This is a genomic window from Haloarcula salina (assembly GCF_010119195.1).
GTDB classification, from domain to species: Archaea; Halobacteriota; Halobacteria; order Halobacteriales; family Haloarculaceae; genus Haloarcula; species Haloarcula salina.
Window position 1 is genome coordinate 57,603 of the sequence record NZ_WRXL01000002.1, and the last position, 24,516, is coordinate 82,118.

Here is a 24,516-nt window from a genome sequence, read left to right on the forward strand (position 1 = left end):
CTAGTTCTAGCAGCGACGGCTTTGGCCGGGAGACTACGATGACTGAATCCGACAGCGACCAGCAAGGCGAATCGCGCGGCATCCAAATAGGCGGCATCCACATCGGTCCGATAGAGTACGGATTTCTCAAGCTAGTCGCCTACGCTGTTATCGGACTATTCCTCTGGCCGTATCTCCTTCTGCTGTACATCTACCTCTCTATCCGTCGATTCAACAAGGGTATCATCAAGGTCTCAAAGCGGGCGTCGGAGACGCTACGTGAGGAATACGAAGCTGGCTACGAGGAGGGGAGTTCTGAGGACTGATTCACGCTTCGAGGGTCGAAGACTGTACGGAGGTCCCCGTACTCGGCGCTGAAAATCCGTTTCTCCCTCACGGAATCATATCTATCGGATGCTGTAAGGACTGCGTGAGAAGACGACTGATGGAGACCTGCGGCAAATCTTTGCCAGAGGTACTGGACGAATGCGTTCAGCGTCGATTACGCGATATCTCTGCTCTTACCGTCGCTGTGTCGCTCTTGCAGAAGGTGGGCTGCAAGTTCACCATCAATCTCGCCGTTCATCAGTAGCTCACCGATTTCCTCATCACTGTACTCACTGATGTCTCGCGTCTCATCGAGGACGAGTCTTGTTTCGACGTTGAACTCTACATCTACCTCAACGCGATTTTCGGATTCCTTTCGCGCTAGCTTCTCCTCCGCGTTTGTCACCGCTTCCTCCAGGTAGTCTTTGAAATCGAGGTTCTGTTCTTTCAGAGCGAGGTATGTGAATTCGAGTGCGGCGATGATTCCCCGGTGGAAATCTCGGTCATCGGGTAAGTCCTCGAACACGCTTCTCCGGTCGCGTTCTTCTAACTCACTGTTGATGAGCCTGAAATCTATGTAGGCGTTGTAGAGTCGCTTTCGGATTCGGGACCTAGCGACTCGTTCTGCGGAGCTTTTCGGCGCGATTCCAGCACCGCTTCCGAGGTAGTTGCGGTCTTTGGTGCTGAGGATGCCGCGTTCTCGTTCGCCGTCAGATGCCATGTGATATTCTATTACGGTGAGTCTAATGAAGCTACTGAATCAGCATATATTGGACAAACCGTATCGTATTCTATCACGGCGTAATGCTTATTGCATATGCTATCATAGAGTAAGATGGGTTGCGGGACGACTCGCAACCGCAAGAAAGAGAGCTACTCAGAGACCCGACAGCATCAGACGCTGACGAACCTAGACGGCGCGTAGAGGATTCTCTAAGCGTTGCTCCAAAGAGACATGATATGAAACCAACTAATTGTATTACAGGCGGCAGGCATCACATCAAGACTACTGCGACTACAGTATCGCAGTCGTTCTGGGGGGCACTCTAATGATTGCTCCCTGTCGAGAATACTGGTGGCGAGAGGTTCTTCCGGGGGAGGAGGATTGGAGGGGACCCTATATCAATCTAAATCTTGTTGAGCGAATTGCCGACAAAGAAGAAATCTCACCTCTTGCAGCAAGGTACATCGTGATTGGGGCAACCAAAGATGGTATTCTCTCAGACGGCGGGCCGTTATATTTTGAGGGTGTCGACCACCTCGACCCTCAAGAGGTACCAGAATGGCTAGTGTTCGCTCGAAATATCGAGCGAGACGGCGTCACCAAGCTTCCAGTAGGCGAGGACACGATTTCTATCGATGCTTCACAGCTCGTTCAGAGAGCATCCGAGAAAACCCATCCTCACACCGACGACCTCAATTTCAATCAGCTCGTATTGCACGTTCACAATTCGACTGGCGTCGAATTGGGAGTCGCAAAGGACCGCGTAGAGAGCTTCATCGAAGACGGGGTCCTCGAACGAGATGGTGACACCATGGCGCTCGGTAGTCGGGGGAGTCCTGGGAACGCAAAATTGGGATAGTCCGACTGCGATAGGAACCAATTCTTTTGACCGTAATCAACGCGAGAGGTTCTATGATGGCGACGAGCGTACCGTGAGAGGACTAGAGAATGCGTTCTTTCGCGTTCATGGGTTCTCTATCATTCGAGAAACGAACCGTCCGTACGGCACGGAAATGCGGACCTAGTGTCTGTTGCTACCCCCGTTCAAATCCCTTTCTGATATCCCTCCGAAATGCTGGGTTCTCGCGGCCCCGGTTTTCTGAGTTCGTAGCGGACTTCTCCGGTTCGGGTATTTCTCCAGCCTCGACCTCCGCGCGGCCCCTTGTACGGGACCCATGTGAAGTACGGGAGTTCTTCGCCCGTGTTGATATCCGTCGTTGTGACGTTGCTTATCTCGTCGCTCGCGTTCCGTTCCTGGTATTCCTGATATTTCGCCTCGAATTGCTCGATTTCTCTCGCGTCTTCGTCCTCTGCGGGGTCGGTGTCTGCGACGTCTTCGCCGTACCGTCGCTCGTCGTCAGTCTGCATCTGCGTCCATATGCGTGTGAGATAGCGGTCCCACCATGACTTGTGCATTATATGGTCCTCCTGTTTGAAGCGTGTCTCGTGCGATGCGAGCGGCAGCATCGAATTACTATGGGGTTCATAGCGAAACTCATCAAACGCACAGTTGTATAAGTGTTACGCCAGTGACGAAGCCCAAACGTTTGGAAATTCGTTTGTAACCTTTGGAATGGGTTTTTCTCCGTTCCAAAGGTTACAAGCGGAGAGAACAGTAAAATTACATATATTTTGTTGGATGAATTAATTGAGTTTCTTCTCGCACGACATCTGCACTAATCAGGATGTAGGGTAGCATCTTCTACAAATCGCAACGCACCGAATCTCCGCAAATCGGTATACCGCGCCGAGGTGACGAAATGCATAATTATAATATTATAATAGTCTAGAAAGAGGGGGACTCATACACCCTGTTTCTATGACTCTACTTACTCTGATTCGGGACTGGCTTTGTTGCTGAGTTTCTGTAGTAGATACTCTCTCTTCTGTTCGGTCCACTCTTCTTCAGTTATTAGTTTATCTAGGTATTCTCTTTCTTTAGTATAGAACGTATCTAGGTCATGTCTGTCCGCTATCCAGTACGTGTATATGCCTCGTTTTTCATCGGTGACATACCCCATTCTCCGAAGCTCTTGCAGCACGTTGAGGACCTGCCGTTTCTGACGAGTCTCATACTCAGACTCGACTATTTGCTTAGTTCTAGCTTCACCTCCCAACTCTTGCAATGTTCTAACGACATTGACGAACGTATTAAACAGAATCCCACCGCCGTTGCTATTAGACATCTAATCTCTCGTTGGCCCTGACACGATAATAATTCTACTCCGTAGATACTGTACACCGTGTATATCCCATTACAGATGCGGAGAGCACACGGTGACGTTATTAGAGAGTATGTGTCCGTAGGTTCCCCTATTTATAGTATATATGGGACGGTCACTTGTCGACGACTTTCGTAATCAGATGTGGTCCATCATACGCTGCCAAGATTCTCTCAGAGTCATCGAGGTCGGGAGTTGTCGGCTGGCTTAGCTCCCATCGAATCCAGTCTTCAAAGCCCTCCTCGATGCTTTCGACCACGTCGCCATCCTCAATGATACCGAGGTCGTGTAGCTCGCCGGCGTGGTACATTTGGAAGAGAATCCGCATTAGCTATTCCTCGTCCTCTGCCAGTGGAACGGCATTGATGTAGTGATTATTGAACGCTCGCCTCAGGTGGCCTTCGTCATCCAAATCGTACGCTCCTTTCACCGTTGCTTCAAGCTCGCCGGTCGGGTCCTCGACTATCTCGCCGTCAGCAATCTTCCCGAGAACGTCCCAGCCGTCTCGGTCCTCGTTGAGTCCTAGAAAGAGCAATGCCACGTCGAATCACCGTATTCAGTAATCGCTCTGTTCCATCATAAGACTCCCGAGCAGCGGACTGATTCAGCCTCTCTTGGTCTGCAACAGCGTGCAGGTCCAAGCTGGGAGAACAAAGAATGCGTTCATCGGCAATCGAATACCAGTCATCATCGAGGACAGCAACCCGTTCTCTGGAGCAATCACGCACACCAGGGGACACCCATCGATTGATAGAGAAAATATCGGGACTCCTCGGTCCAAGCCAGCGTAGGACTGAGTGTTACCTATCAGGAGTAGAGCGCCGTTCGAGGACGACTGGGAGACAATCTATTCAATTCGCTCAGAAATGTGTGAGCAGTTGAGGGACTACTACCAGCGTACAGTCTTCGAGATTCAGAGTCGGGTGTCGAGCCCAGAGTCTTGAACCCAGTCTCGATATTCGTCGTCGCTCAGGTCCTCAATGACTCGCAGCGACTCTTCGCTATCGTAGTTCGCCATGACGTAGCCATTCGAGTACGACGAAGCGATGTACCGGAGGAGTTCGCGGCCATCGATGTATTCGCTGATGATTGGGTCGTTCTTGTCGCCAATCCGCTCTCGAAGGGATTCAGCCGTCGGTGTCTGTCCTTTCACCTCTCCCTCAATGGTAACTCGGGCTACCTCCTCAGGGTCTTCCCATGGATTTCTGTAGATGATGACTTCGACCATGCTTCTGCCTTCTACAGTCCGATTTCCTTGATGCAGTTCAGGTACTCTTCTTTCGCTTCGTCACGGTCGACGCGAGTGTAGATGTCCATCGTCTCGGTCTTGGCGTCCCCACGGATGTATTTCAGAATGTACGGCTTCATCCCCTGCTTCCGCATCAGGGTCGTGAAGACGGTCCTGAACGTGTGAGGTGTGAACTTCTTCTCGAATCGTCGCTCCTCTTTGGGGGCGACGCCAGCTCTATCGGCTGCCTCCTTCACTTCACGTCGAATCCGTTCTTTCGAGAGTCGACCGCCTCGATTGCTCGTGAAGAGATACGGTGAATCAGAATCGACGTTGACGAACTGGTAGCGTTTGATAGCGTAGATTGTTTCGTCATCGATTGGAACGACAGTCTGTTTGCCTCCCTTGCGCTCTCGGAGACGAATGAATCCTTTCTCTAAGTCTACGTCGTCCTCTTCGATGGAGAGGACTTCCAGGAGTCGAGCACCAGTCTTTGCGAGGATGATGGCGACCGTCTTGTCTCGTGGGTCAGGAATCGCGTTGATGAGTTTGCAGGCATTCTCCCACGTCGCGCAGTCTGGTCGGTCTGGACGAATTCGAGGAATCTCTTCCATCACGACCGCAGCGGGATTACTCGTGATTCCCTCAAACTGCGGCCGTTTCATCGTGTAGCCGTAGAAGCTGGAGAGGACTTCCAGGTACTTCTTTTTCGAGTTTTGGGAGACACCGCGGTCTGTGAGCGCCATTAGATAGTCCTCGACGTGTCGAATCTCGACCTCGTCGGGGGAGAGGTCTGGGAACTGGTCGTGGAAGAACTCTCGAAGGATACGACTGTAGGAATTGAGCGTTCGGGTGCTACGGCCGGTCGCCTCTTTGCGAGTAAGGAAGTAGGTGACCTCATCGTGCTTGTTGTCGTAGATTTTCGAGGCGTTGGGTTCGGCTCCCATGTTAGTTCCCCTCCTTGAGCCGCCAGCCGTGCCCACGTTGATACTCGACCTGCCTGTTTTCGGCTAGGGAATACAGCCGATTCTCGATTTGTCCTTGCAGGTGGTTGGTGACTTCGTCGCTAGCTGAGATTCGCTCGACGAGTTCGTCTAATGATTGGTACTGTTGGTCCAGAACCCGGGTGACGAGGTCATCTATACTGAGATGGGTTCGACCACCGCCACCTTGTCGAGCCTCTTCGAGTTGCGTTTGGAGGTCGTCGATTTTGTTCTGGAGTTGCTTGACCGTCTGGTCCTGTGTCTGGATGAACGGAGCACCGCTGTCCCGGTACATCCGGGCTTCCTGAATCAGGTCGTAGAGGTAACGGCTAAGGCTAGACCCTTCGTGTTCGGCTTCTTCCCACCATTCCTTTTTGTGCTGTTTCGCGGGGAAGAGTTCTGCTCGCGTCGTGTTCTCGTGAAGCGTTTGAAAGTCCCGCTCGTCGCTGGGGCTGTCCATAGACGTCTCTGTCATGCTAGAATCTCCGAATAATCATTCGGTTGTTAGGTTAAAGAGATTACCGGTAGAAACGCGGTCTATGTCCCGATTTCGGAGGAAAACGGACTTTGGAACTTCGTCGTCTCAGTCGTCGTTATGGCGCTGCCAGCGAGCTTCCTGAACGAGTTCAACCAGATAGCGACTCAGGCTTATTCCTTGTTCGTCGGCTTCTTGTTGCCATTGGCCTTTGTGCTGGCGGTGACAGTAGATATCGACGCTGGTCATTCCTTCGCCTAATCCTTTGTTGTCGTCCATCGGTCGACGGGGCGCTAATGGTGCATCAGTCATCGAGAATCGCCATTTAATCGGATGGCTGTCAGGATATTAATGATACTGCTCGGTTGATATTACGCGTCTTGAGTCTCCTCGGGACCAAATTTGTTCAGCAGGTCCTCAATGATGAGTTCTTCGCGCTTCTCGATGAACTCGGGGAAGTTCTCTAAGCGGTGGAGGTCCTCGTCCTGTGGGATGTGATGCTTCTCGAAGTAAGAGTCATCCTGGGACTCCAGCCATTCGAGGAAGGAACGGCCGCTCTTTGAGCGGTTTTCATTCTCGTTGAGAAGTTGGAGGTTTCCGATTCGGTCTTTGTGTTCCACGTATCGTTCTGCCTCAACCTGGTCTAGTCCGTAGTCTTGAACCAGCGTTTCCGTGTCGAACTGGTCCTGTGGGAAGATGTGGTCGACATCATGGCGCGTGTTGCTTCGGGCTGGTCCGGGGTGATAGAGCAGTGAGAGAAACGAGAAGGTCTTTCGACTCCCGTATTCGAGGCTGTCGAGTTGCAGTTCCAGTAGGTCACGGTCGAATCTGGAGACACGCCCATCGCTTCGTAGTTCACGGTGAATCTCGTCGCCGGGGAATGTCATAGCAGGCGCAGTCTGCATTAGTGACCGCGCTCGTTCGATGGCTCCTCGACCAACAGAGAACGTGCCGTTGAGAATTGACGTACAGAGCCATTGGTGAATCTCTTGCCTAGCCGAAATCTCCTCGTGACCGCTACTCCATTCGAGGTTCGGATTGTCGTTGATATAGAAGAAATATGCAACCGGGACGAGGGCGTTCCGACTCGTGAGGCTGCGGGAGTCGAGGCCGAAGTCAACAATGAGGTCAACAGCGTTTCGTACTGCCTGCTGCATCTTGCCGTTGTCCGTCCAGGTCTGCTTCATCCTCTGGAGGTTCGACTGGTTGAAGTGACGAACTGATTCAGAGGTTGGCAGGTCGGAGCACATCAGGAGATTACGAAGCGCGAAGTCAATATCGAAACTAAAACCAGCGTCTTGGCGTCGACGATTGAGGTCGTCAATGAACTCTGTAATCTCCTCTCGGGCATTAATGGCGTCTGCACCGCCACCATTCGCCCACTGAGCGGTTGCGATAGAGAGCAGGACTTCGGAGGTACTGAGTTGAGTTCCGCCGCGATTTGTCCGGATAAACATATCCAGAACCTTCCCCAAGTCGTCCTCTTCTTTCTCGTCGTAGTTGATGAGGCTGCGTTCGTGAACAGCGCGATAGAGGGCAGTGAGGTTCTTGTTGATGAACTTCCACTGCGAGGGATGGTCAATCTCCTGCTCAGAGAGTTCGGCATCAATCTCTTCGGTGATATCGTGAATGCCGTCGTATTCGTTGAGTTCGAGGATGTCCTTCGCTCGGTACCAGTATTCGTCTTCGGACATCTCAGGGTCAGTTTTGAACTCGAACTCATACCGCATCTTGAGGTCGTCGTCGCTAACCTCGTTGGGGTCAGAGAGAACGTTGAGATAGAGCTGCTTTCGGTCCCATGCGCTCGGATTGGTCCGATGGCGGTGTTTCTGCTTGGTCGTCAGCGTTCCTTGTAATCCAATGTAGAGCGCCGTGAGTCGCTGTTGGCCGTCGAGGACTAACTGAATTCCGTTGGGGACGTCCTCGTAGTCTTCGACCTCAGGGTTACGGTGGTGGACGTTTCCTAAGCTCTCCGGGTGGACGGGGTCAGTGACGTAGTGCTGAACGAACTTGTATTTGATTTGCTCTTGAGCGAGGTCGCCTCGAACCCGCCAAAAGAGGAGGGAACCGATTGGGTAGTCACGTAGGATGGAATCAAAGAGTTGGATGATTTGCTCTTCGGTCCAGACGAATTCTCGTTGGATAGCGGGGACAAAGGTCGCCGTATTGAGTTCCTGAATGGCGTTGGCGATGGTTTTAGATTGAAAACTCATTGACCCGATACTGGCGTGACGCAGCACTAAAATACTCCCGTTGGTGACTGTCGATTACGCTACACCGCTTCCGTATTCTCGATAGCCGCACTCACATCATCAAGGAATGCAGGGTCGTAGTCCTCATCGACGTGATTCACGTTCCACAGTCCTGATTTGCGGATTTTCTCGCTCCGACTGTGTTTGCCGAGCCAGTCGTCTGAGCGAGCATCAACGGCGTCTCGCTGGTAGTTACTGAGGAGTGCAATCATGTTTCGTTCGATGTAGGCCCGCTGGCTATCAGCACTCGGTTCGTCGTTGACGTTCAACCAGAGGAACGGCAGGTCCCGAAGATAGTCGCTCACTCGCTGCTCCATCTCAAGTTCACTGAGTCGCTGTTCCCGCTTCGCGCTCGAACCCTTGCCCCAGTGCGGATACGCTTCGTGGAGTGCGTCGCGTTCGACGAACGCCTCTCCGACTCGTTTCCGAAAAACGGAACCTCGGTGGTTTCCCCCGCCTTCGTAGGTCCCACGTTTCGCTCCTCGATGTGTTCTGAGGCGGTCCCAGAGTGACGTACTACTCCCCTCAGAAACAGCGTGAGTTCCGACACGAGTTACTCGAAGTTGGTCACCAGACTCTCGGTATTCGTCCGGTGCGAAGAAAATGTAGACGCCCCGGTCGGGCCAGTCCATGTAGCCAGTGCAATCCTTTAGCTTCTGTTTGCCTCCGACTATTTCCTCTAGCTCTTCGAGAAGTCGATACAGACGCTCGATATCCCTTTTTCTCGTCATATCTATTCAATTCTCTTCGTCCGGCAATTGAAATGGTTCTGTGTTGTCGATGTACATTGCTTCTGAATCTCGAGGAGCCTTCGCACCAACGACGAGGCAGCCGAAGCAGTACGAAACGGTAAGCGTCTCTCCGTGTATGCCTTCTTCAAAGAACCCTCCTTGTTGGGCAGCAACTTGCTCAGCAAACTGTCCCTCGGTCATTTCCTGCATATCTGGTTCGTACGTGAACCGGTTCTGACCGAGAGCTACCATCGGCTGATTGCATTTTGGACAATCCCAACTCTCCCCTTCGGAGTACGATTCCTCAACCGAGTCTATGACTCTCTCTTTCACATCAGAGAACGAATCTTCACTCTGAATTGATTCGGTGTCCGAGTCGAATAGCACAGAATCAGTATGTAGTTTCGCTTGGTCTCCCATCACTGAGTGAATCGCAGTGAGATATCGTTTGTTCATCTTTAGACTATACTCATCGAGGTCCCCGGCGAGACGATTGAAATCTGGAAGACTCGGTACGCCTTTACAATAGTGGCTATAGACCGCGTTGAGGAGATGATAATAGAGGGCTTCTTTGGCTGATTTGATATCATTCACCCGGTCGTACCATTGGGAGAATGCGGGAGCGTCGGTATCATCGTAGTCCTGCTCGGCGGAGACAATGACAGGAACATCGATTTCGGACTTGCGGTCGTTCCTATCGGTGGCTGCAAACACCAGGTCGATACTCGCGGGGTCACTCCATCCAGATTTCCCATCAGTTGAGTGGCCGTGCTTGAGAAAATCACTTACGTCTTTCTCAACCTCGAGTACTTTCTGCTTGCCGTCGTGGACTACTTCGTAGTCTCCACGCTTCCCGGATACTTTCTTGTCGAGGTTGGCGTGAATGCTGATGCCAATTTCATCACCGAATTCCTCGAGGTAGTACTTCACCCAGTACTCTCGGCTAACTGATTGAGGATGCTGGTCGTAGTCATTCGAGTCGGAGTCAACCGAGCTCCGGAGTCTGGTTAGAATTTCATCGCCCTTCTCGTCGCTTAGATTGTACCTGTAGACGCTCGCATAGCCACCTCCAGGCCATGCTTTTCTGATTTTCTTGTTGCGTGTCAGGTCCATAGAGGCTCCTTTGGTGATGAACAACTTAACTTGATAGTACGGTCTGTCTCGTAGGATATACGATTCATCGGGAGGCATCGGGAACTATGGAGCCAAACGTATTGGTCGTCTCACCTTGCTCTGGAAGCAAGAGATACGACGCAGTAGCTGACTGTAGACGAGTCGACGAGAACTCAAGGGAGGCATTGAATGAGGAGTTCTCCGAGTCTGTCGCTTCGGCGGCTGAGATGTACACGGGGAGGGAACACGGACACATTCAGTCTGCCATAGAACAGCTTTCGGAGGTCGCCAACGTCGATTGGCGTATCATCTCCGCCGGCTTTGGTGTGCTCTCTTCCGGCACAGAGATTCCTTCCTACGAGTGCACGTTTAACGAAATCGAGCAGGTTCGAGAACGAGCGGAGAGATTCGGGCTAGACGTAGAGAAGATGACCAACAACGAGTTGATAGCCGCCGTCAGCTGGGAGAAGAATATTCCTCAAGAGCTCCAGCAAATCTTTGCCGAAGGCTACGACTTGGTCTTCGCCGCATTGGGAACCAAGTACCTGATTGCTGCTCAGGAAGCGTTGACGTCAGTGCCGGAAGAGACGGCTGGATTCGCATTCGCGTCTAAAGGAAGCAAGGAGTTCATCGGGGACTGCTATTGGATTCCTGCAACCGAGTCTGAGCGGAGCCAGCTTGAGACAACGTGGCTTGAACTACGAGGGAGAGAATTACTCACTTTGGCTCAGAGTATCGAGAATCAACAGCACCTCGAACGGGTACGAGAGAACCCCGGAATGGCACGAGAACTGAGTATTCCAAGCTAATCTATATCGGGCCAGAATACAATCTCCATCTCTCTTCCCCGAACGTCATCATATTCTGGACTGGATTCTTTCGGAAGCCGAGGTGGATTCTCCCCGCATTCTCTGGCAGTGAGTGCTATGAGTATCGCATTCACAATATCATCCGCCCATTCTTCCTGATTACTAGAGTCCACGGACAACCCACTTAGACTCATAGTGATGCAATGAGTTGAAGCGTGAAGCCACCCATCAGAACAATACCACCCTGTGTTCTAATCCAAGTCAGGTGGCGCTCCAGTCTCTCAATCTCCTCGCCAAGCCATTGATAGAATAGAGTTTGTTGGGCAACCCAATCATAATCTTCACCCCCGAACACTGCTTCCTCTAAGGAATACTCATCAGGGTCCATTGTCTGAGTTCGTTCTATTGGTGTTTCTGCCTCTTCTGCAGATTTGTACAGGACGAGTATCCCTTTCTCTGAACTACGACCCTGTCCTGGCGGAAAAACTCTCTTCACATAGACTTCCTGGCATTGGTCTCGGAGGTTCCCTCCCCAGTAGGACTCAATGACTTTTTCAATCACCTCAAAAAGCTCAGTTGAACCGTCATTACGGGTCGCATGCCCGACTTGGAATAGCTGGTTCCGAACTTCTCTTAATTTGTTTGGCGTAGTTAGATACTGTCGAACAGCTAGGTCAGGAAGTGCAAGAAGGAGAGCCCCAATGATATCGATAGTTAATCCGACAGCGATGACTGTTGGTTTATCAATTTTGTCTTGGGTGAAACCAAGGACGATGCCTAGAAAAAAGATAGCGAACGGAAACAGGAGATAGTTGAGAAGTGGAATGTCCTCAAACAAGGGCTTACGCTGTTCCTCAATAGGGAGGCTCGTCGACATAATCGGAGTCTCGATACTCTGGATATATTAGACATGCTAAACAGCTTCACTTTCGAGTGGGGGGTCAGAGATTTACACGCGGCTTTTGTTAGGAAGAGTATGTCCTACGGAAATCGCTCTGTGTGGCGCGAGTGCCCTGAGTGCGGGGAAAAGCAGAAAGTGAAGGCAGGGCAGTGGGCTACCTGCCGAAGTTGTGATGAGAGCTTTCACGCATGACCGAGACCAGATGAAGCTAGTCAAGTCGATTAGTACCAATAATTATCAGACTCGTCGGCAGACATAGTTTATGAGCGATATCCGGAACGAAATCTGGAACAACTCAAAATCAGCTAAAGGACCGTGTCAGGGTTGTCCGAAGGCTGGAAGTGACTACAATCACCCTGGATTTTTCAACTACGATGCCGACATTTTAGTCGTAGAAGAAGCACCCTCGTTCACACACTTCGAGTTTTCCGGCTATGAGAGGTCTCACGATTACGAGTGGTACAGGAGCTTCTACGAGGAGGAACATCTGAATTCTATCCTTTCTTGGCCTCCTGTCAGGCTGTTTCTCCGCCCAGTATTCGAACCCTTGGGCTTTGATGAGTCCGAGATAATCGAGGAAGTCTACATGACGAGTAGCGTCAAGTGTCCTGTAAAGAACCGCAAGTTGGATGAACCCTTCACATCTTGTCGGTCGTACCTCGAACAGGAAATCAGGGAGATGGACCCCGAGGTAATCGTTACTGCAGGCAAATTAGCGACTGAAGGAACTGCTGAGCTACTGGGGGTGTCATCCACGGATATACGTAACCTCAGTATTTCTAAGTCGGAGTGGTGGGGCTTGAGCAAGTTCGACACTGACCCGCCGCTGATTCATATCCCTCATTGGGGGTATTACGACAACCACAATCGACTGACCGATGAGGAATGGGGCGAATGTATCCACTCAGTACGAAAGGGACTACGAGATACGGTTTATACGAACTGAGCAGGCTTGATAGAGGTCTAAACACATTCGCTATTGACAGGTTGTGAGCCGCAAGTGCGTGGTCGTCCAAAACGCGAGCAATCTGCTTTACTTCGTTTAGGTAGCGCAGATGGTTGCGAGCGGCCGGAGAGTATTCCACAACATAGGGCGCGTTCCGCTGGCCATCCCCGCGCAGTCTCTCGATTAAGTGAGAATCGATTTTTCTTCTATAAATAGTTTCGTGAGTCGGTAATAATTACTGGTTCGAGTGCGTGTTCATCCAAAAAGCGCGCGAATAGGTTTACTTCGTTTGGGTAGCGCGAATGATTCCCTTCAGGCGAGAGAGATTCCACAACATAGGGCGCATCGCAGTAGTCATCCCTACGCTGTCTATCGATTTGACCGTGAATCGGTTTTTCTATAAATATCTTCGTAAGTCGGTAATGATTGCTGGTTCGAGTGCGTGTTCGTTCAAAAAGCGCGCAAATCGGTTTACTTCGTTTGGGTAGCGCGAATGATTCCCTTCAGTCGAGGGGAGTTCCGTTACATAGGGCGCATTGCTCGATGTATCCTACCGCAGTCTATCGGTTTGAGTGAGAATTCAGTTTCATTCTATAAATAGTTTCGTAAGTCGGTAATAATTACTGGTTCGAGTGCGTGTTCGTCCAAAAAGCGAGCAAATCGGTTTACTTCGTTTGGGAAGCGCAGATGGTTGCGAGCAGCCGAGAGAGATTCCGAAACATAGGGCGCATCTCGGTAATTATCCCTTCGCCGTCTCTCGGTTTAAGCGTGAATCGGTCTTTCTTCTATAAATAGTTTCGTGAGTCGGTAATACTTACTGGTTCGAGTGCGTGTTCGTAAGGAAAGCGCGCAAATCAGTTTACTTCTATTAGGAAGCACGGATGATTGCGAGCAGCCGTGGCGCATTCCAGAACATAGGGCGCATCTCGGTAATTATCCCTTCGCCGTCTCTCGGTTTAAGCGTGAATCGGTCTTTCTTCTATAAATAGTTTCGTGAGTCGGTAATACTTACTGGTTCGAGTGCCGAGGCCATCGATTTACCTGGATCACATCCTTTGATCGGCTGGCGTGACCGAGAGCTCAATCGTCGAAGACGGGGCGAAGACTCCGCTCCACGGCACGCTCGACGTGAAGTGCAGTCGTATCGAACAGCGGGGTCTCGGGACAGTCCCGCTGCTCGATCAGGAGTTCGATTTCGGTACACCCGAGGACGATTCCCTGGGCACCCGCCTCGACCAGACCGTCGATCACGTCGAGATATCTCCCTCGAGACTCCTCTCGCACCTGTCCGGTCGTCAGTTCCTCGAAGATGATCCGGTCGACGGCTTCGCGGTCGTCGATACCGGGCACGACCGTTTCGATTCCGTGCGAGCCGAACCGCTCGTGGTAGAACGACCCCTCCATCACGGCTTTCGTCCCGAGCACTCCGACCGTCTCGACCCCGTCGGCGCGGATCGCGTCAACTACGGCGTCGACGATGTGGAGAAACGGGATCGACAGCCCGTCGACGAGTCGTGGAGCGACGCGATGCATCGTGTTCGTCGCCATGACGACGAAGTCGGCACCGCCGGCTTCTAGATCGAGCGCCGCGTCGACCAGTATCTCACCCGCCTCTTCCCACCGTTGGTCCCGAATACAGCGTTCGATCCGGGCGAAGTTGACGCTTCGAATGAGGATGTCACCTGCGTTGTGCCCGCCGAGCGCATCGTTCACGTTGCTATCGATGAGCCGGTAGTACGTCCTGGTCGACTCGCTGCTCATTCCGCCGAGGATGCCGATCGTCTGGGGTTCTGTAACGGACATTCGACTGTCACTCGCGGTCAGTTCTACGCCCATCCGTTTAGCGATATCTGAATGCACGTCGAACCGGCCCAGTGGGTCCTCCAGCGCAAGCCGCGCCGCCGCTCACCCGTCGTCGGAGCGTTCCTCGGGCGGAACGAACGGACCGACGGAGACGGTCCGGCGAGCGATCGTCGCGGCCCGGAACACGTAGGCGATGAAGAACGCGAGCGGCGTGACGATGACGCCGATACCGACGCTGACGAGCACCGGGAGATACCGCGCCGGGACGGTAGTCGAACCGGTTCGGTAGACGAGCGCCAGCGCGACACTCGCGACCAGTGCGAGCAGGCCGGTGTAGGCGATGACGCGTGAAAGCCGCGCGAAGTCCTGCTGGAGCGACAGCGTCTTGAAGAACTGTCGCGTGACCGCGATGGCCTCCAGCAGGTCGTCGATGGCCTGGAGATCCGCCGTCGCCGTCTCCGAGAGCTGGTCGCCGTACTCGTTTCGGACCCACTCCGTCGCGGTGAGGTTCTGGGCGTACTCGGTCCCCAGGATCACTTCGAGGACGTTCACGATGGCCGTCTGACTCTCGACTTGCTCGGTAATGTTCTCGCCGTAGGCGCCGATGTCGGCGGCGTAGTCGCCCACGTCGCTCGGGTAGTCGCCGTCGGCGTTCTCACAGGCCGATACCAGTCGGTTCGCGCGTTCGGTGAGCGTCTCGGCGACGAGTTCGAGGAACTCGGCAGGGTCGTTCGGGGCGGCCGATTCGTTGGCGTGGTCACGGATTCGCTGGCGGAGGTCACGGGTCCCGTTCAGCTGGTCGAACAGCTCGTTGGGCGAGCCGAACACGCGCGAGAGGATGAGCTGATTGATCGAGAGCGCGATGGTCACGAGCGTCACCGTCCCGGAGATGAAGCCGCTCGCGAACGCCGACGCGGCGGCGCTTTTCGGTCCGACGGCGAGCAGCCCCGTCTGCGCCGAGACGGCGAAGAAGGCGACGACGACCGAAACGAGGACCGCCGCGACGGCGGCTCGGTTTCCGCTCAGCAGGAGCCAGTGGAGCGCCCGCTCCAGGGATCCATCGATGTTTCTGACGGACCTCTCCGTCGTCACTTGTCCACTCATCGACAACCTCGACATCTCGGTTGCTGTTGGAGGGAATGCATCTCTGTGGACGCTTCAGGTCCCGGCCGGTTACCGCTGCGCCTTGCATACTCCTGTTCGTGCGGTCCGTCGGTGGGACGGACACTTTTGTCGCGGCTGGCCGCAGTGTCGGTATGGAGTACACCACGTTCGGCTCCACCGGCATGACGGTCTCGGAGATCTGCCTCGGGTGCATGAGCTTCGGCACCGACTGGGACGAGTGGACGCTCGACCGCGAGGAGAGCCGCGAGGTGATCGAGCGCGCCATCGACCTCGGGATCACCTTCTTCGACACGGCGAACGTCTACTCCAACGGCGAGTCCGAGGAGATTCTCGGCGAGGTGCTCGACGACTACGACCGCGACGAGTTCGTCGTGGCGACGAAGGGGTACGGCCAGATGCGCGAGGACGACCCGAACTCGGGCGGGCTCTCGCGGAAGGCCATCGAGCAGGAACTGTCGAACTCCCTCGACCGGCTGGGCATGGAGACGGTCGACCTGTATCAGATCCACCGCTGGGACTACGACACGCCCATCGAGGAGACCATGCGAGCGCTCGACGACGCGGTGCGGCGCGGCCAGACGCGGTACGTCGGTGCGTCGTCGATGTGGGCCCACCAGTTCGCCGAGGCGCTGCACGCCTCGGATCGGCTCGGGCTGGAGCGCTTCGTCTCCATGCAGGACCTCTACAACCTCGCTTACCGGGAGGAGGAGCGCGAGATGCTGCCGCTGTGTGCGAACGAGGGCGTCGCGGTGATGCCCTGGAGCCCGCTCGGGGCGGGCTTTCTCACCCGGCCGCACGAGGCGTTCGACGCGACGACGCGGGGCGAACACGAGGCCGAACTCGGGCGGCCGTACGCCGAGGGCGGCGGCCGCGAGATCAACGAGCGCGTGCAGGAACTCGCCGACGAGCGGGACGTGACGATGGCCCAGATCGCGCTCGCCTGGCAGTTCCACAAGGAGTGGGTCACGACGCCGATTCTGGGAACGTCGAGCGTCGAGCACCTCGAAGCCGCCGTCGAGGCCCTGGAGATCGACCTCTCCGAGAGCGACGTGGAGTACCTGGAAGCGCCCTACGAGCCGGTCCCCGTCTCGGGCCACGAGTAAGGTCGGGATTCGATCCCTGCCCGGGCCTGAACCGGGTGATCGCGGGACTCTCGTGTGACAGCACGGTGATCGGCGCCGGCCGGACGTAACTATCTGTTACCGGGACATAGCCACCGAGTATATAATCGGGTCTTTCGCGTCCGGGGCGTATGAGACTCTTACAGGTCTTCGTACCGAACGAAGACCGAGCCGCGGTGCGACAGACGTTGCTTGAGATGGAGGTGGAGTACCTGTTCACCGACGAGGACAGCGACCGGGACGGGGCGGTCGCGTACGTCCCGGTACCGTCCGGCGCGGTCGACGCGGTCCTCGACGAGCTGTACGACGCCGGCCTCGACGAGGACACGTACACCGTGGTGACGGACGTTCACCGGGCGACGGTGCCCAACGTCGACGAGGTGACCGACCGGTACGTCGACGGGCCGAAGGGCGACCGGGGGGCCTCTCACCCCGAGATCCGGGAGCGCGCGGCCGATCTCAAGCCCGACACGGCGACGTACCTCGCGTTCGCGGCGCTGAGCGCCATCGTCGCCGTGGGCGGGCTCTTGCTCGACTCGGCCATCGTCATCGTGGGCGCGATGGTCATCGCGCCGTTCGCCGGCTCCACGCTGTCGGCGAGCGTCGGCGCGGTCATCAGCGACCGGGAGATGGTCGTCGACAGCGCGACCTCGCAGGCGACCGGTCTCGTGCTGGCCTTCGCCGGGTCGGTGGCGATGAGCGCGTTCTTACAGCGGACCGGCTTCGTCCCAGCGTCGCTCGTCATCTCCCGCGTCGACCAGGTGAGCGCCTTCGCCACGCCGAACCTACTGACGCTCGCTATCGCCATCGCCGCCGGCATCGCCGGCGCGCTCGCCCTGGCGACGGACCTCCCGGTCTCGATAGCCGGGGTCGCCGTCGCGGCGGCCATCGTTCCGGCGGCCGCGACGGCCGGTATCGGGGTCGTGTGGGGCGAACTCCTCCTCGTCCTCGGTGCCCTCGTCCTGTTGCTCATGAACATCGTGTTCATCAACCTCGCCGCCTACCTCGCGCTCGTCTCGCTGGGGTATCGGTCGTCGGTGATACGGAGCCTCCGCGAGGACGTGCACCTCTCGCTCCGGTCGGGCGCGTACGCCGCCGTCGTCGTCGTCTTCGTCTGCATGGTCGCGCTGACCAGCGCCGGCACGTACCAGCACCTCGTCTTCGAACAGCGCGTCAACCAGGAGGTCGAGACCGTTCTCGACGACGACGCGTACAGCGACCTCGAACTCGCCACCGTGAAGTCCGGCTACAACGACATGAACCTGCTCGGACGCGCCGAGACGGTGACGGTCACCGTGAGTCGGACGAGCGAGACCGACTACGGCGGGCTCGACGAGGACCTCCAGGCGAACGTGAGCGCGGCGACGGACCGGCCCGTGACCGTCCAGGTCCGCTTCGTGGACTACGAGACGGCCGAGGCGGCCGAGCAGTCGCCACGCCTCGACGACCTGTTCGCCCGGTACGCCGACCGACTGTCCGCGTTCGGGAGCCGCCTCACTCGCGCAGTCGGCGTAACAGCCGGGTCCCCGTGCGGCGCGCCTTGTTGAGGAGGGACCCGACTTTGCGGACCCCGGCAAGCGCCCGGAGCGCCCGGAGCCCGCGTCCGATTCGCAGCGCCCGCAGCGGCCGGAACCACGGGACGACCGTGAGGATCCAGAACCAGTTCGAGCGGACGAACGCAAGCGGCCGTTGCTCCGACCAGCGATAGAGCACCACCACGTCGAGCAGGAAGACGAGCAACAGAGTCTGCAGGCCCCACCTGACGCCGGCGCTGACCGCCGGTGAGAGGGTCACGTGGCCGTAGGCCGCCCCCATGTCGGTCACGAACAGCCCGGTCCAGACGACGGCCGCGACGTCGACGAACCGCGGCCACCAGCGTTCGGCGTTCATCCGTTCCGTTCGTACGCCTTGCCGGGCGACGACCGTCGGTGTTCGGGTTCCCGTCCGGTTCGCTTTCGCTGGTGGCCCGCCGTCACTGGCTCACCGCCGATTTCACTTTCACTTTCACTCCGCCCCCGGCTGGCGTATAAGACACTGCTCTCGAAAACGGCCGACCATGAATAGTCAGCTTCCGACGCTCGAGCCCGGCGTGACCTTCCTCGACGACGGGGACACGCCGGCGGCGCTGTACCGGCTGGTCGGCCGTCACCTCGCCGACGCGAACGGGTCGACGTACTGGCTGGACGCCCGGAACGCGGCGTCGCCGGACGCGATACGGCGGCACGCGGACGGCCGGGTCGCCCGGTCCGTCCGCGTCGCCCGCGCGTTCACGGGCTACCAGCACTACGAACTGGTCCGATCGCTGCCGGCCGAAGTGACGCCGCGGACCGCCCTGGTGGTCGTCCCGAACGTCGCGTCGCTGTACGCGGAGGACGACGTGCCGGCGTTCGAGGCCGAGGCGATGTTCGACGCGACGCTCGAACTGCTCGCCGCGCTGGCCGACGCGCTGGCCGTCCCGGTGCTCGTCACCGCTCGCGAGCGCCGCGACCGGGTCCGTGACGCGGCCGATCGGACGGTCACGGCCCAGCGCACGCAAGCCGGTCTCCGCGTCGACGGGCCGTCCTTTCGGACGGACGTGTACTGGCACGACTGGGGGTTCCAGACGACCATCCCGTACTGGGTCGACCTGCTCGGTGCGGCGGACGCCGACGCCGAACCCGCCCCGGTCGAGCCCGCGGCCCCGGAGGTGTGAGCCGTGGGCCGAACCGGTCCCACGGTGCGCGAGCAGTTCGACCGCCTGGAGCGTGAGTGGCGGCCGTTCCGGCGGTCGCTCCGCCGCCGTCACCAGCCGGCGTTCGACGGGCTGTTCGAGCGGGCGCGCGCCCACGCCGACGCCGCGAGCCAGCAGAACGCCCGCGACCCGTGGCGGGCGTTCGTGATGACGGTCCTGCTGGCCCAGGAGGCGGAACTGCGAGCGCGCCGCGACGCCGATGGCGTTCAAGATTGACGTCCGCGAGGACGGCGTGCCGGTCCGCTGGGCGACCGACGGCGAGGGCGTCGCGGCGACCGCCGACCCGGAGTACGAGCCCGCGCTCTACGCCGCCGCCCGGAACGACCGGACGCGCTACCTCGACTGGCTCGCAGACGCGGTCGCGCCCGACCCGAAGGTTACCGCCGTCGAGCGCGAGCGGCGATTCACGGCGCTGGGCGCGACCGAGCGCTCGCCGGTCCTCCGGCTCTCGATCGACCGGCTGGGCGAGGTCCGGCAGGTGGGCCGCGAGATCCGCCAGCGCGAGCACGAGGCCCACGCGCCCGGCGTGCTCTCGCTGTACGACGTGGACCTCGATCCGCAGTTCCGCTACTGCCTCGACACCGGGCGCGACCCGACGCCCGGGCGGGACCTCCGCACGCTCTCGCTGTCGCTCCCGCCGGCCGCCCTCGCCGCCGACGACCTGACGGCGCTGACCGTCGACGGCGACTCGGCCGGCGACGACGCGGCGGCGGTTCGACGGGGCGTCGAGCGGGCCCTCGAATCGTGCGACCCCGACGTGCTCGTCCTCTCCTCGGGCGACATCGTCGCGCTCCTGGCCGACGCGGGCGTCGACCTCGGGCGGCGGCCGGGCCACCGAAAGCTCGCCGGCGAGAGCACGTACGCCAGCTACGGCCGCGTCGGCCACTCCCCGGCGCGCTACGACGTGCCCGGGCGGGTCGTGGTCGACCGCTCGAACAGCTTCCTGCTCGGGCACTCGAGCATGGCCGGCCTGCGGTACTTCGTCGAGCGAGCGGGCAAGCCGCTCCAGGAGGTCGCCAGGGACAGCATCGGCGGCGTCCTCACGGCGCTGGAGGTCCGGCACGCTCGCGAGCGGGATGTGCTGGCCCCGTGGCAGAAGCGCCAGACGGAACGCTGGAAGTCGCTGGACACGCTCCACGCGGCCGACCGGGGCGGGTTCACGTTCCAGCCGGACACCGGCGGCTCGGCGGGCGGCGCGAACGGCGACGCGGGGGGCTCCGGCGTCCACGAGGCCGTCCACGAACTCGACTTCGCCTCGCTGTACCCCAATATCATCCGCGAGTACAACGTCTCGCCGGAGACGATCTGCTGTGACTGTCACGACGGCGCGGCCGTGCCCGAACTCGGCTACAGCGTCTGCGAGCGCGACGGCTTCCTCGGCGACGTGCTCGGGCCGCTGCTCGACGACCGGGCGGGCTGGAAGGCCCGCATCGCCGCGGCCGACGAGAGGGCCTCGACCGACGACCTCGAAGCGAAGGCCGACGCCGTCAAGTGGGTCCTCGTCTCCTGTTTCGGCTACCAGGGCTACCGCCACGCGAAGTTCGGACGCATCGAGACCCACGAGGCGATCAACGCCTTCGCCCGCGAGATCATGCTCACGGCCAAGGAACGGCTCGAAGCCGCTGGCTGGCACGTCGTCCACGGCATCGTCGACAGCCTCTGGGTGACGGCCGCTCCCGACCGCGAGCAGACGCCGGTCCGCGAGGTCGCCGCGGCCGTGACCGACGAGGTGGGGATCGAACTGGAGTACGAGGGGCGCTTCGACTGGATCGCGTTCTGTCCGCGAAAGCGGGCCAGCGGCGCGGCGCTGATGCGGTACTTCGGGCGCTGGGCCGACGGGACGGCGGCGAGCGCGTCGGAGCGGTACAAACTGCGAGGTATCGAGGCCCGACAGCGGAGCACGTCGCCGTTCGTCGCGGCGGCCCAGCGCGACCTGCTCGACGCCTTCGACCGCGGGCGCGCGCCGGAACCGGTCTGCGACCGCCTCGCCCGGCACCTGGCGACGCTTCGGCGGGGCGACGTTCCGCGGGACGACCTGGTCGTCACGCAGCGCGTCTCGAAGCGCGCCGGCGAGTACCGGCGGGCCTCCCGGGCGAAGGCCGCGCTCGAACGGGCGGCCGAACGCGGCTTCGAGCGCAACCCCGGGCAGTCAATCGAGTACGTCGTCGTCGACGACGACCGCTCGGGGGCCGAGCGAGTCAGACTCGCGTTCGAGGACGGGACGGCGTACGACGCCGACTGCTACGCCGACCGCCTCGTCCGGGCCTGCGCCAGCGTCCTCGGGCCGCTCGGCTGGGACGAGCGCCGGATCCGGCAGTACCTCGACGGAACCCGCGACGCGTCGCTGTCGTCGTTCGGCGACGGGCGGTAGTCGGCGGCCGCCGCTCGCTCGGAATCAGGACCGTAATGAGGGAGTTCGTCTAACGGTGTCCATGGAGAAGCTTCGCGAGTCGCTGCACGAGGCCCCGATCATCGACAAGGACGGCTATTCCTATCTCGTCCACCCGCTGAGCAACGGCGTGCCGATGCTCGACCCCCAGCTCCTGCGGGAGGTCGTCGTCGGCGTGACGCGGGTGGCCGACCTGGACGTGGACAAGATCGTCGCGCCCGAGGCGATGGGCATCCACATCGCGACGGCGCTCTCGCTGCAGACGGACATCCCGCTCGTCGTCATCCGCAAGCGCTCGTACGGCCTGGACGAGGAGGTGGCGCTGCACAAGACGACGGGCTACTCCGACTCGGAGATGTTCATCAACGACATCGAGGCCGACGACGACCTGCTCATCGTCGACGACCTGCTGTCGACGGGCGGGACGATGGCGGCCATCTGCGACGCGCTCGACGACATCGGCGCGAACATCTCGGACATCGTCGTTGTCTTCCGAAAGGTCGGCGGGTCGGCCCTCGACGAGACCGACTACGAGGTGACCAGCCTCCTCGACATCTCGGTCGACCAGTCCGGCGTGACCATCCACGACTGAGCGGGGTCGGTGAGGTCCGGGGGCGGCCTCAGTCCCGCGACGCGGCCGCGGCCATGTGCTCTCTGGCCTCTTCGGGCGTCATCCCGCGGACGCCGCAGGCACAGGAGAGCAGTTCCGGGTCGGTCAGGTCGTCGACCTCCTCGGCGTCGGCGCGGTCCAGCGCGTCCGCCTCGGCGTCGTAATCGAAGGTCACGCGGTAGGTGACCTGCGCGACCCCCTCGATGCGGTGTGACTCCTCGGGGTCGGGGTTCGAGATCGCCTCGCTGTGTTCTTCCTGCATCGCCGACTTCCACTGTTCGAGGTTCGACTCGGGGTCGCGCTCGTCACTCATACGGGGACCGTCGGCGGCGCGCCTGAAAAAGCGGTCGGGGCACGGGACGCCTCCACCGCTCTCGGAACGCTTTTGCCCGCGAGGGCCGCTGGCTTCGCTGTGGCCGACGCTCGACGCACGGACCTGACGCGCCCGCTCCTCGCCGCCGCCACGGTCGTCGCCGCCGTGGCGACGGTCGGGAGCCTCTATCTCTCGCTCGGTCTCGGGCTGACGCCGTGTCGGCTCTGCTGGTACCAGCGCATCTGCATGTACCCGCTGGTCGTCGTCCTCGGCGTGGCGACGCTCGAAGACCGGCCCGCCGTGGCTCGCACCGCGCTGCCGCTGTCGGTCCTCGGGGGAACCATCGCGGCCTACCACTCCTGGCTCCAGGTGACCCAGACGGCCTGCGGGCTGGGCGCGTTCAGTTGCGCGCAGGTCCAGTACCGCGTGGCCGGGCTGACGGTTCCGAACCTCGCGCTGACGGCGTTCGTCCTCGTCACGGCGCTCGTCGCCGCGGCGTACGCGGGGCGGTCGTAGGGGTACCGGCGGCCGCTCGCCGCGACCCGACCCCTTTTTCGACAGCCCGCCGTTGGCCCGGACATGGAGTACACACGACTCGGTTCGACCGGGACGACGGTCTCACAGCTGTGTTTCGGCACGTGGCGCTTCGGGCGCGACACCGGCGGCGTGGTCGAGACCGACCGCGAGGAGGCCCACGACCTGCTCGACGCGGCGTGGGACCGCGGCGTCAACTTCATCGACACGGCCAACGTCTACGGCAATCCGAACGGCACGAGCGAGGAGTACATCGGCGAGTGGCTGGACGACTACGACCGCGAGGACTTCGTCATCGCCTCGAAGGTGTACTTCCCCTTCGACGGCCGCGGCGAACCGGGTCCGAACGACTCCGGGCTGGGCCGCAAGCACATCTGTGCTCAGGTCGAGGGAACGCTCGACCGCCTCGACACGGACTACCTCGACCTCTACTACATCCACCGCTGGGACGAGGACAGCGACATCGAGGAGACGCTGGCGACGCTCGACGACCTCGTCCGCGAGGGGAAAGTCCACCACCTCGGCGCGTCGACGATGGCCGCCTGGCAGCTGACGAAGGCGCTCTGGACGAGCGACGTGGAAGACTACGAGCGCTTCGAGGTGACACAGCCGCTCTTTCACGCGGGCTACCGCGACGACGTGAAAGACTACCTCGACGTGTGCGCCGACCAGGACCTCGCGGTCTGTCCGTACTCGCCGCTGGCCGGCGGCTTCCTCACCGGGAAGTACGAGCGCGCCGACCCCGACGACCCGAAGCAGTTCGAGGGGCCGGAGGGCTCGCGGGGCGACATCTACGACTCCTTCGAGGACTACTACCTCTCCGAGCGGGGCTGGCACGTCCTCGACGAGCTCCGGGCGGTCGCCGACGAACTCGACGCTACGCCCGCGCAGGTCGCGCTCCGCTGGCTCGTCGAACAGCCCGACATCACCTGCGTCCCCATCGTCGGCGCGCGCACCGTCGACCAGCTCGACGAGAACGTCGGCGCGGTGGACATCTCGCTGTCGGACGAGCAGTTCAACCGCATCGTCAGCGCCCGCTACGCCGACGACGGCGAGCGCTGGGGCCACCGCGACTGAGACCGTCGCCCACTGGCGGCGCGACCACGTGCGTCCCACGACCTCGCGGCGTGACGACTGTCGGGACAATCGCCGGGGTATTCAATTAGGCATTCTTCTTATTCCGTCGGCACACGTATCGCC

At 59.1% G+C, this 24,516-nt stretch carries 29 protein-coding genes; 12 read left to right on the forward strand and 17 right to left on the reverse strand.

The annotated features are described in order from the left end of the window. The first annotated feature begins 38 nt into the window (after nt 1-38). Nucleotides 39-305, forward strand: coding sequence for a hypothetical protein (locus GM656_RS05230; RefSeq protein WP_162412618.1), 267 nt, complete (start codon nt 39-41; stop codon nt 303-305). Between the two features lie 176 nt (nt 306-481). On the opposite strand, the gene GM656_RS05235 is transcribed toward GM656_RS05230, so the two are convergent. Next, a complete protein-coding gene (locus tag GM656_RS05235) occupies nt 482-1,027 on the reverse strand; it encodes a hypothetical protein (RefSeq protein ID WP_162412619.1) in 546 nt (181 codons plus the stop codon). A 328-nt stretch (nt 1,028-1,355) separates the two neighbouring features. On the opposite strand from GM656_RS05235, the gene GM656_RS05240 reads away from it, so the two are divergent. Beyond that, nucleotides 1,356-1,889, forward strand: a complete 534-nt coding sequence (locus tag GM656_RS05240) for a hypothetical protein (RefSeq protein ID WP_162412620.1) — start codon at nt 1,356-1,358, stop codon at nt 1,887-1,889. Nucleotides 1,890-2,074: 185 nt separating this feature from the next. Here GM656_RS05240 and GM656_RS05245 read toward each other — a convergent pair whose 3' ends face one another. The 11 genes from GM656_RS05245 to GM656_RS05295 all read right to left on the reverse strand — a co-directional run bounded on the left by GM656_RS05245 (nt 2,075) and on the right by GM656_RS05295 (nt 10,034). Continuing rightward, a complete protein-coding gene (locus GM656_RS05245) occupies nt 2,075-2,398 on the reverse strand; it encodes a hypothetical protein (RefSeq protein WP_162412621.1) in 324 nt (107 codons plus the stop codon). Between the two features lie 461 nt (nt 2,399-2,859). After that, nucleotides 2,860-3,216, reverse strand: coding sequence for a hypothetical protein (locus GM656_RS05250; RefSeq protein WP_162412622.1), 357 nt, complete (start codon nt 3,214-3,216; stop codon nt 2,860-2,862). A 151-nt stretch (nt 3,217-3,367) separates the two neighbouring features. Beyond that, entirely contained in the window at nt 3,368-3,580 is a 213-nt protein-coding gene (locus GM656_RS05255; RefSeq protein ID WP_162412623.1) for a hypothetical protein, read from the reverse strand. A gap of 3 nt (nt 3,581-3,583) precedes the next feature. Beyond that, on the reverse strand, nt 3,584-3,793 hold the full coding sequence (locus GM656_RS05260; RefSeq protein ID WP_162412624.1) for a hypothetical protein: 210 nt from the start codon (nt 3,791-3,793) through the stop codon (nt 3,584-3,586). A 372-nt stretch (nt 3,794-4,165) separates the two neighbouring features. Further along, complete coding sequence (locus GM656_RS05265; protein ID WP_162412625.1) at nt 4,166-4,480, reverse strand: hypothetical protein; 315 nt, start codon at nt 4,478-4,480, stop codon at nt 4,166-4,168. Between the two features lie 11 nt (nt 4,481-4,491). Further along, complete coding sequence (gene xerA, locus GM656_RS05270) at nt 4,492-5,427, reverse strand: site-specific tyrosine recombinase/integron integrase (protein WP_162412626.1); 936 nt, start codon at nt 5,425-5,427, stop codon at nt 4,492-4,494. A 1-nt stretch (nt 5,428) separates the two neighbouring features. Next, on the reverse strand, nt 5,429-5,938 hold the full coding sequence (locus GM656_RS05275; RefSeq protein ID WP_162412627.1) for a hypothetical protein: 510 nt from the start codon (nt 5,936-5,938) through the stop codon (nt 5,429-5,431). A 108-nt stretch (nt 5,939-6,046) separates the two neighbouring features. Beyond that, nucleotides 6,047-6,217: a hypothetical protein gene (locus GM656_RS05280; protein ID WP_013035302.1), complete on the reverse strand. Its 171-nt coding sequence runs from the start codon at nt 6,215-6,217 to the stop codon at nt 6,047-6,049. Between the two features lie 92 nt (nt 6,218-6,309). Then, on the reverse strand, nt 6,310-8,151 hold the full coding sequence (locus GM656_RS05285) for a DUF262 domain-containing protein (RefSeq protein ID WP_162412628.1): 1,842 nt from the start codon (nt 8,149-8,151) through the stop codon (nt 6,310-6,312). 59 nt (nt 8,152-8,210) lie between these two features. Beyond that, the gene (locus GM656_RS05290; RefSeq protein ID WP_162412629.1) at nt 8,211-8,921 is read right to left on the reverse strand and encodes a hypothetical protein; all 711 of its coding nucleotides are present in this window, start codon (nt 8,919-8,921) and stop codon (nt 8,211-8,213) included. Nucleotides 8,922-8,927: 6 nt separating this feature from the next. Then, nucleotides 8,928-10,034 carry a hypothetical protein gene (locus GM656_RS05295; RefSeq protein ID WP_162412630.1) on the reverse strand — a complete coding sequence of 369 codons (1,107 nt, stop codon included), beginning with the start codon at nt 10,032-10,034 and terminating at the stop codon, nt 8,928-8,930. A gap of 86 nt (nt 10,035-10,120) precedes the next feature. Between GM656_RS05295 and GM656_RS05300 the strand changes: the two genes are divergently transcribed. Then, nucleotides 10,121-10,843: a hypothetical protein gene (locus GM656_RS05300; RefSeq protein WP_206673695.1), complete on the forward strand. Its 723-nt coding sequence runs from the start codon at nt 10,121-10,123 to the stop codon at nt 10,841-10,843. Nucleotides 10,844-11,033: 190 nt separating this feature from the next. Here the strand turns inward: GM656_RS05300 and GM656_RS05305 are convergent, their stop codons facing one another. Continuing rightward, nucleotides 11,034-11,720 (reverse strand): hypothetical protein, encoded by a 687-nt coding sequence (locus tag GM656_RS05305; RefSeq protein WP_162412631.1) that lies wholly within the window; start codon nt 11,718-11,720, stop codon nt 11,034-11,036. 286 nt (nt 11,721-12,006) lie between these two features. Here GM656_RS05305 and GM656_RS05310 point away from each other — a divergent pair, with 286 nt between their 5' ends. Then, the gene (locus GM656_RS05310; protein ID WP_162412632.1) at nt 12,007-12,690 is read left to right on the forward strand and encodes a uracil-DNA glycosylase family protein; all 684 of its coding nucleotides are present in this window, start codon (nt 12,007-12,009) and stop codon (nt 12,688-12,690) included. A 1,080-nt stretch (nt 12,691-13,770) separates the two neighbouring features. On the opposite strand, the gene GM656_RS05315 is transcribed toward GM656_RS05310, so the two are convergent. Next, nucleotides 13,771-14,493, reverse strand: coding sequence for an aspartate/glutamate racemase family protein (locus tag GM656_RS05315; protein WP_162412633.1), 723 nt, complete (start codon nt 14,491-14,493; stop codon nt 13,771-13,773). Nucleotides 14,494-14,595: 102 nt separating this feature from the next. Then, on the reverse strand, nt 14,596-15,597 hold the full coding sequence (locus GM656_RS05320) for a hypothetical protein (RefSeq protein WP_162412634.1): 1,002 nt from the start codon (nt 15,595-15,597) through the stop codon (nt 14,596-14,598). Nucleotides 15,598-15,749: 152 nt separating this feature from the next. Here GM656_RS05320 and GM656_RS05325 point away from each other — a divergent pair, with 152 nt between their 5' ends. Then, the gene (locus GM656_RS05325; RefSeq protein ID WP_162412635.1) at nt 15,750-16,721 is read left to right on the forward strand and encodes an aldo/keto reductase; all 972 of its coding nucleotides are present in this window, start codon (nt 15,750-15,752) and stop codon (nt 16,719-16,721) included. Nucleotides 16,722-16,870: 149 nt separating this feature from the next. Then, a complete protein-coding gene (locus GM656_RS05330; RefSeq protein ID WP_162412636.1) occupies nt 16,871-18,286 on the forward strand; it encodes a DUF389 domain-containing protein in 1,416 nt (471 codons plus the stop codon). On the opposite strand, the gene GM656_RS05335 is transcribed toward GM656_RS05330, so the two are convergent. After that, nucleotides 18,234-18,629, reverse strand: coding sequence for a hypothetical protein (locus GM656_RS05335; protein ID WP_162412637.1), 396 nt, complete (start codon nt 18,627-18,629; stop codon nt 18,234-18,236). The two genes, GM656_RS05330 and GM656_RS05335, sit on opposite strands and share 53 nt — an antisense overlap. A 166-nt stretch (nt 18,630-18,795) precedes the next feature. On the opposite strand from GM656_RS05335, the gene GM656_RS05340 reads away from it, so the two are divergent. The 4 genes from GM656_RS05340 (at nt 18,796) to hpt (ending at nt 22,451) form a co-directional block, all read left to right on the forward strand. Beyond that, complete coding sequence (locus tag GM656_RS05340) at nt 18,796-19,431, forward strand: P-loop NTPase family protein (RefSeq protein WP_162412638.1); 636 nt, start codon at nt 18,796-18,798, stop codon at nt 19,429-19,431. Nucleotides 19,432-19,434: 3 nt separating this feature from the next. Beyond that, nucleotides 19,435-19,686 carry a hypothetical protein gene (locus GM656_RS05345; RefSeq protein ID WP_162412639.1) on the forward strand — a complete coding sequence of 84 codons (252 nt, stop codon included), beginning with the start codon at nt 19,435-19,437 and terminating at the stop codon, nt 19,684-19,686. After that, entirely contained in the window at nt 19,670-21,841 is a 2,172-nt protein-coding gene (locus GM656_RS05350; protein WP_162412640.1) for a type B DNA-directed DNA polymerase, read from the forward strand. Before GM656_RS05345 ends, GM656_RS05350 begins: the two co-directional genes overlap by 17 nt. Nucleotides 21,842-21,902: 61 nt before the next feature. Further along, on the forward strand, nt 21,903-22,451 hold the full coding sequence (hpt, locus tag GM656_RS05355; RefSeq protein ID WP_162412641.1) for a hypoxanthine/guanine phosphoribosyltransferase: 549 nt from the start codon (nt 21,903-21,905) through the stop codon (nt 22,449-22,451). 28 nt (nt 22,452-22,479) lie between these two features. Here hpt and GM656_RS05360 read toward each other — a convergent pair whose 3' ends face one another. Further along, nucleotides 22,480-22,782, reverse strand: coding sequence for a hypothetical protein (locus GM656_RS05360; protein ID WP_162412642.1), 303 nt, complete (start codon nt 22,780-22,782; stop codon nt 22,480-22,482). 99 nt (nt 22,783-22,881) lie between these two features. On the opposite strand from GM656_RS05360, the gene GM656_RS05365 reads away from it, so the two are divergent. Together GM656_RS05365 and GM656_RS05370 are read left to right on the forward strand one after the other, a co-directional pair. Next, nucleotides 22,882-23,298 carry a disulfide bond formation protein B gene (locus GM656_RS05365; protein ID WP_162412643.1) on the forward strand — a complete coding sequence of 139 codons (417 nt, stop codon included), beginning with the start codon at nt 22,882-22,884 and terminating at the stop codon, nt 23,296-23,298. A 63-nt stretch (nt 23,299-23,361) separates the two neighbouring features. Further along, nucleotides 23,362-24,393: an aldo/keto reductase gene (locus GM656_RS05370; RefSeq protein ID WP_162412644.1), complete on the forward strand. Its 1,032-nt coding sequence runs from the start codon at nt 23,362-23,364 to the stop codon at nt 24,391-24,393. Nucleotides 24,394-24,516: the final 123 nt, after the last annotated feature.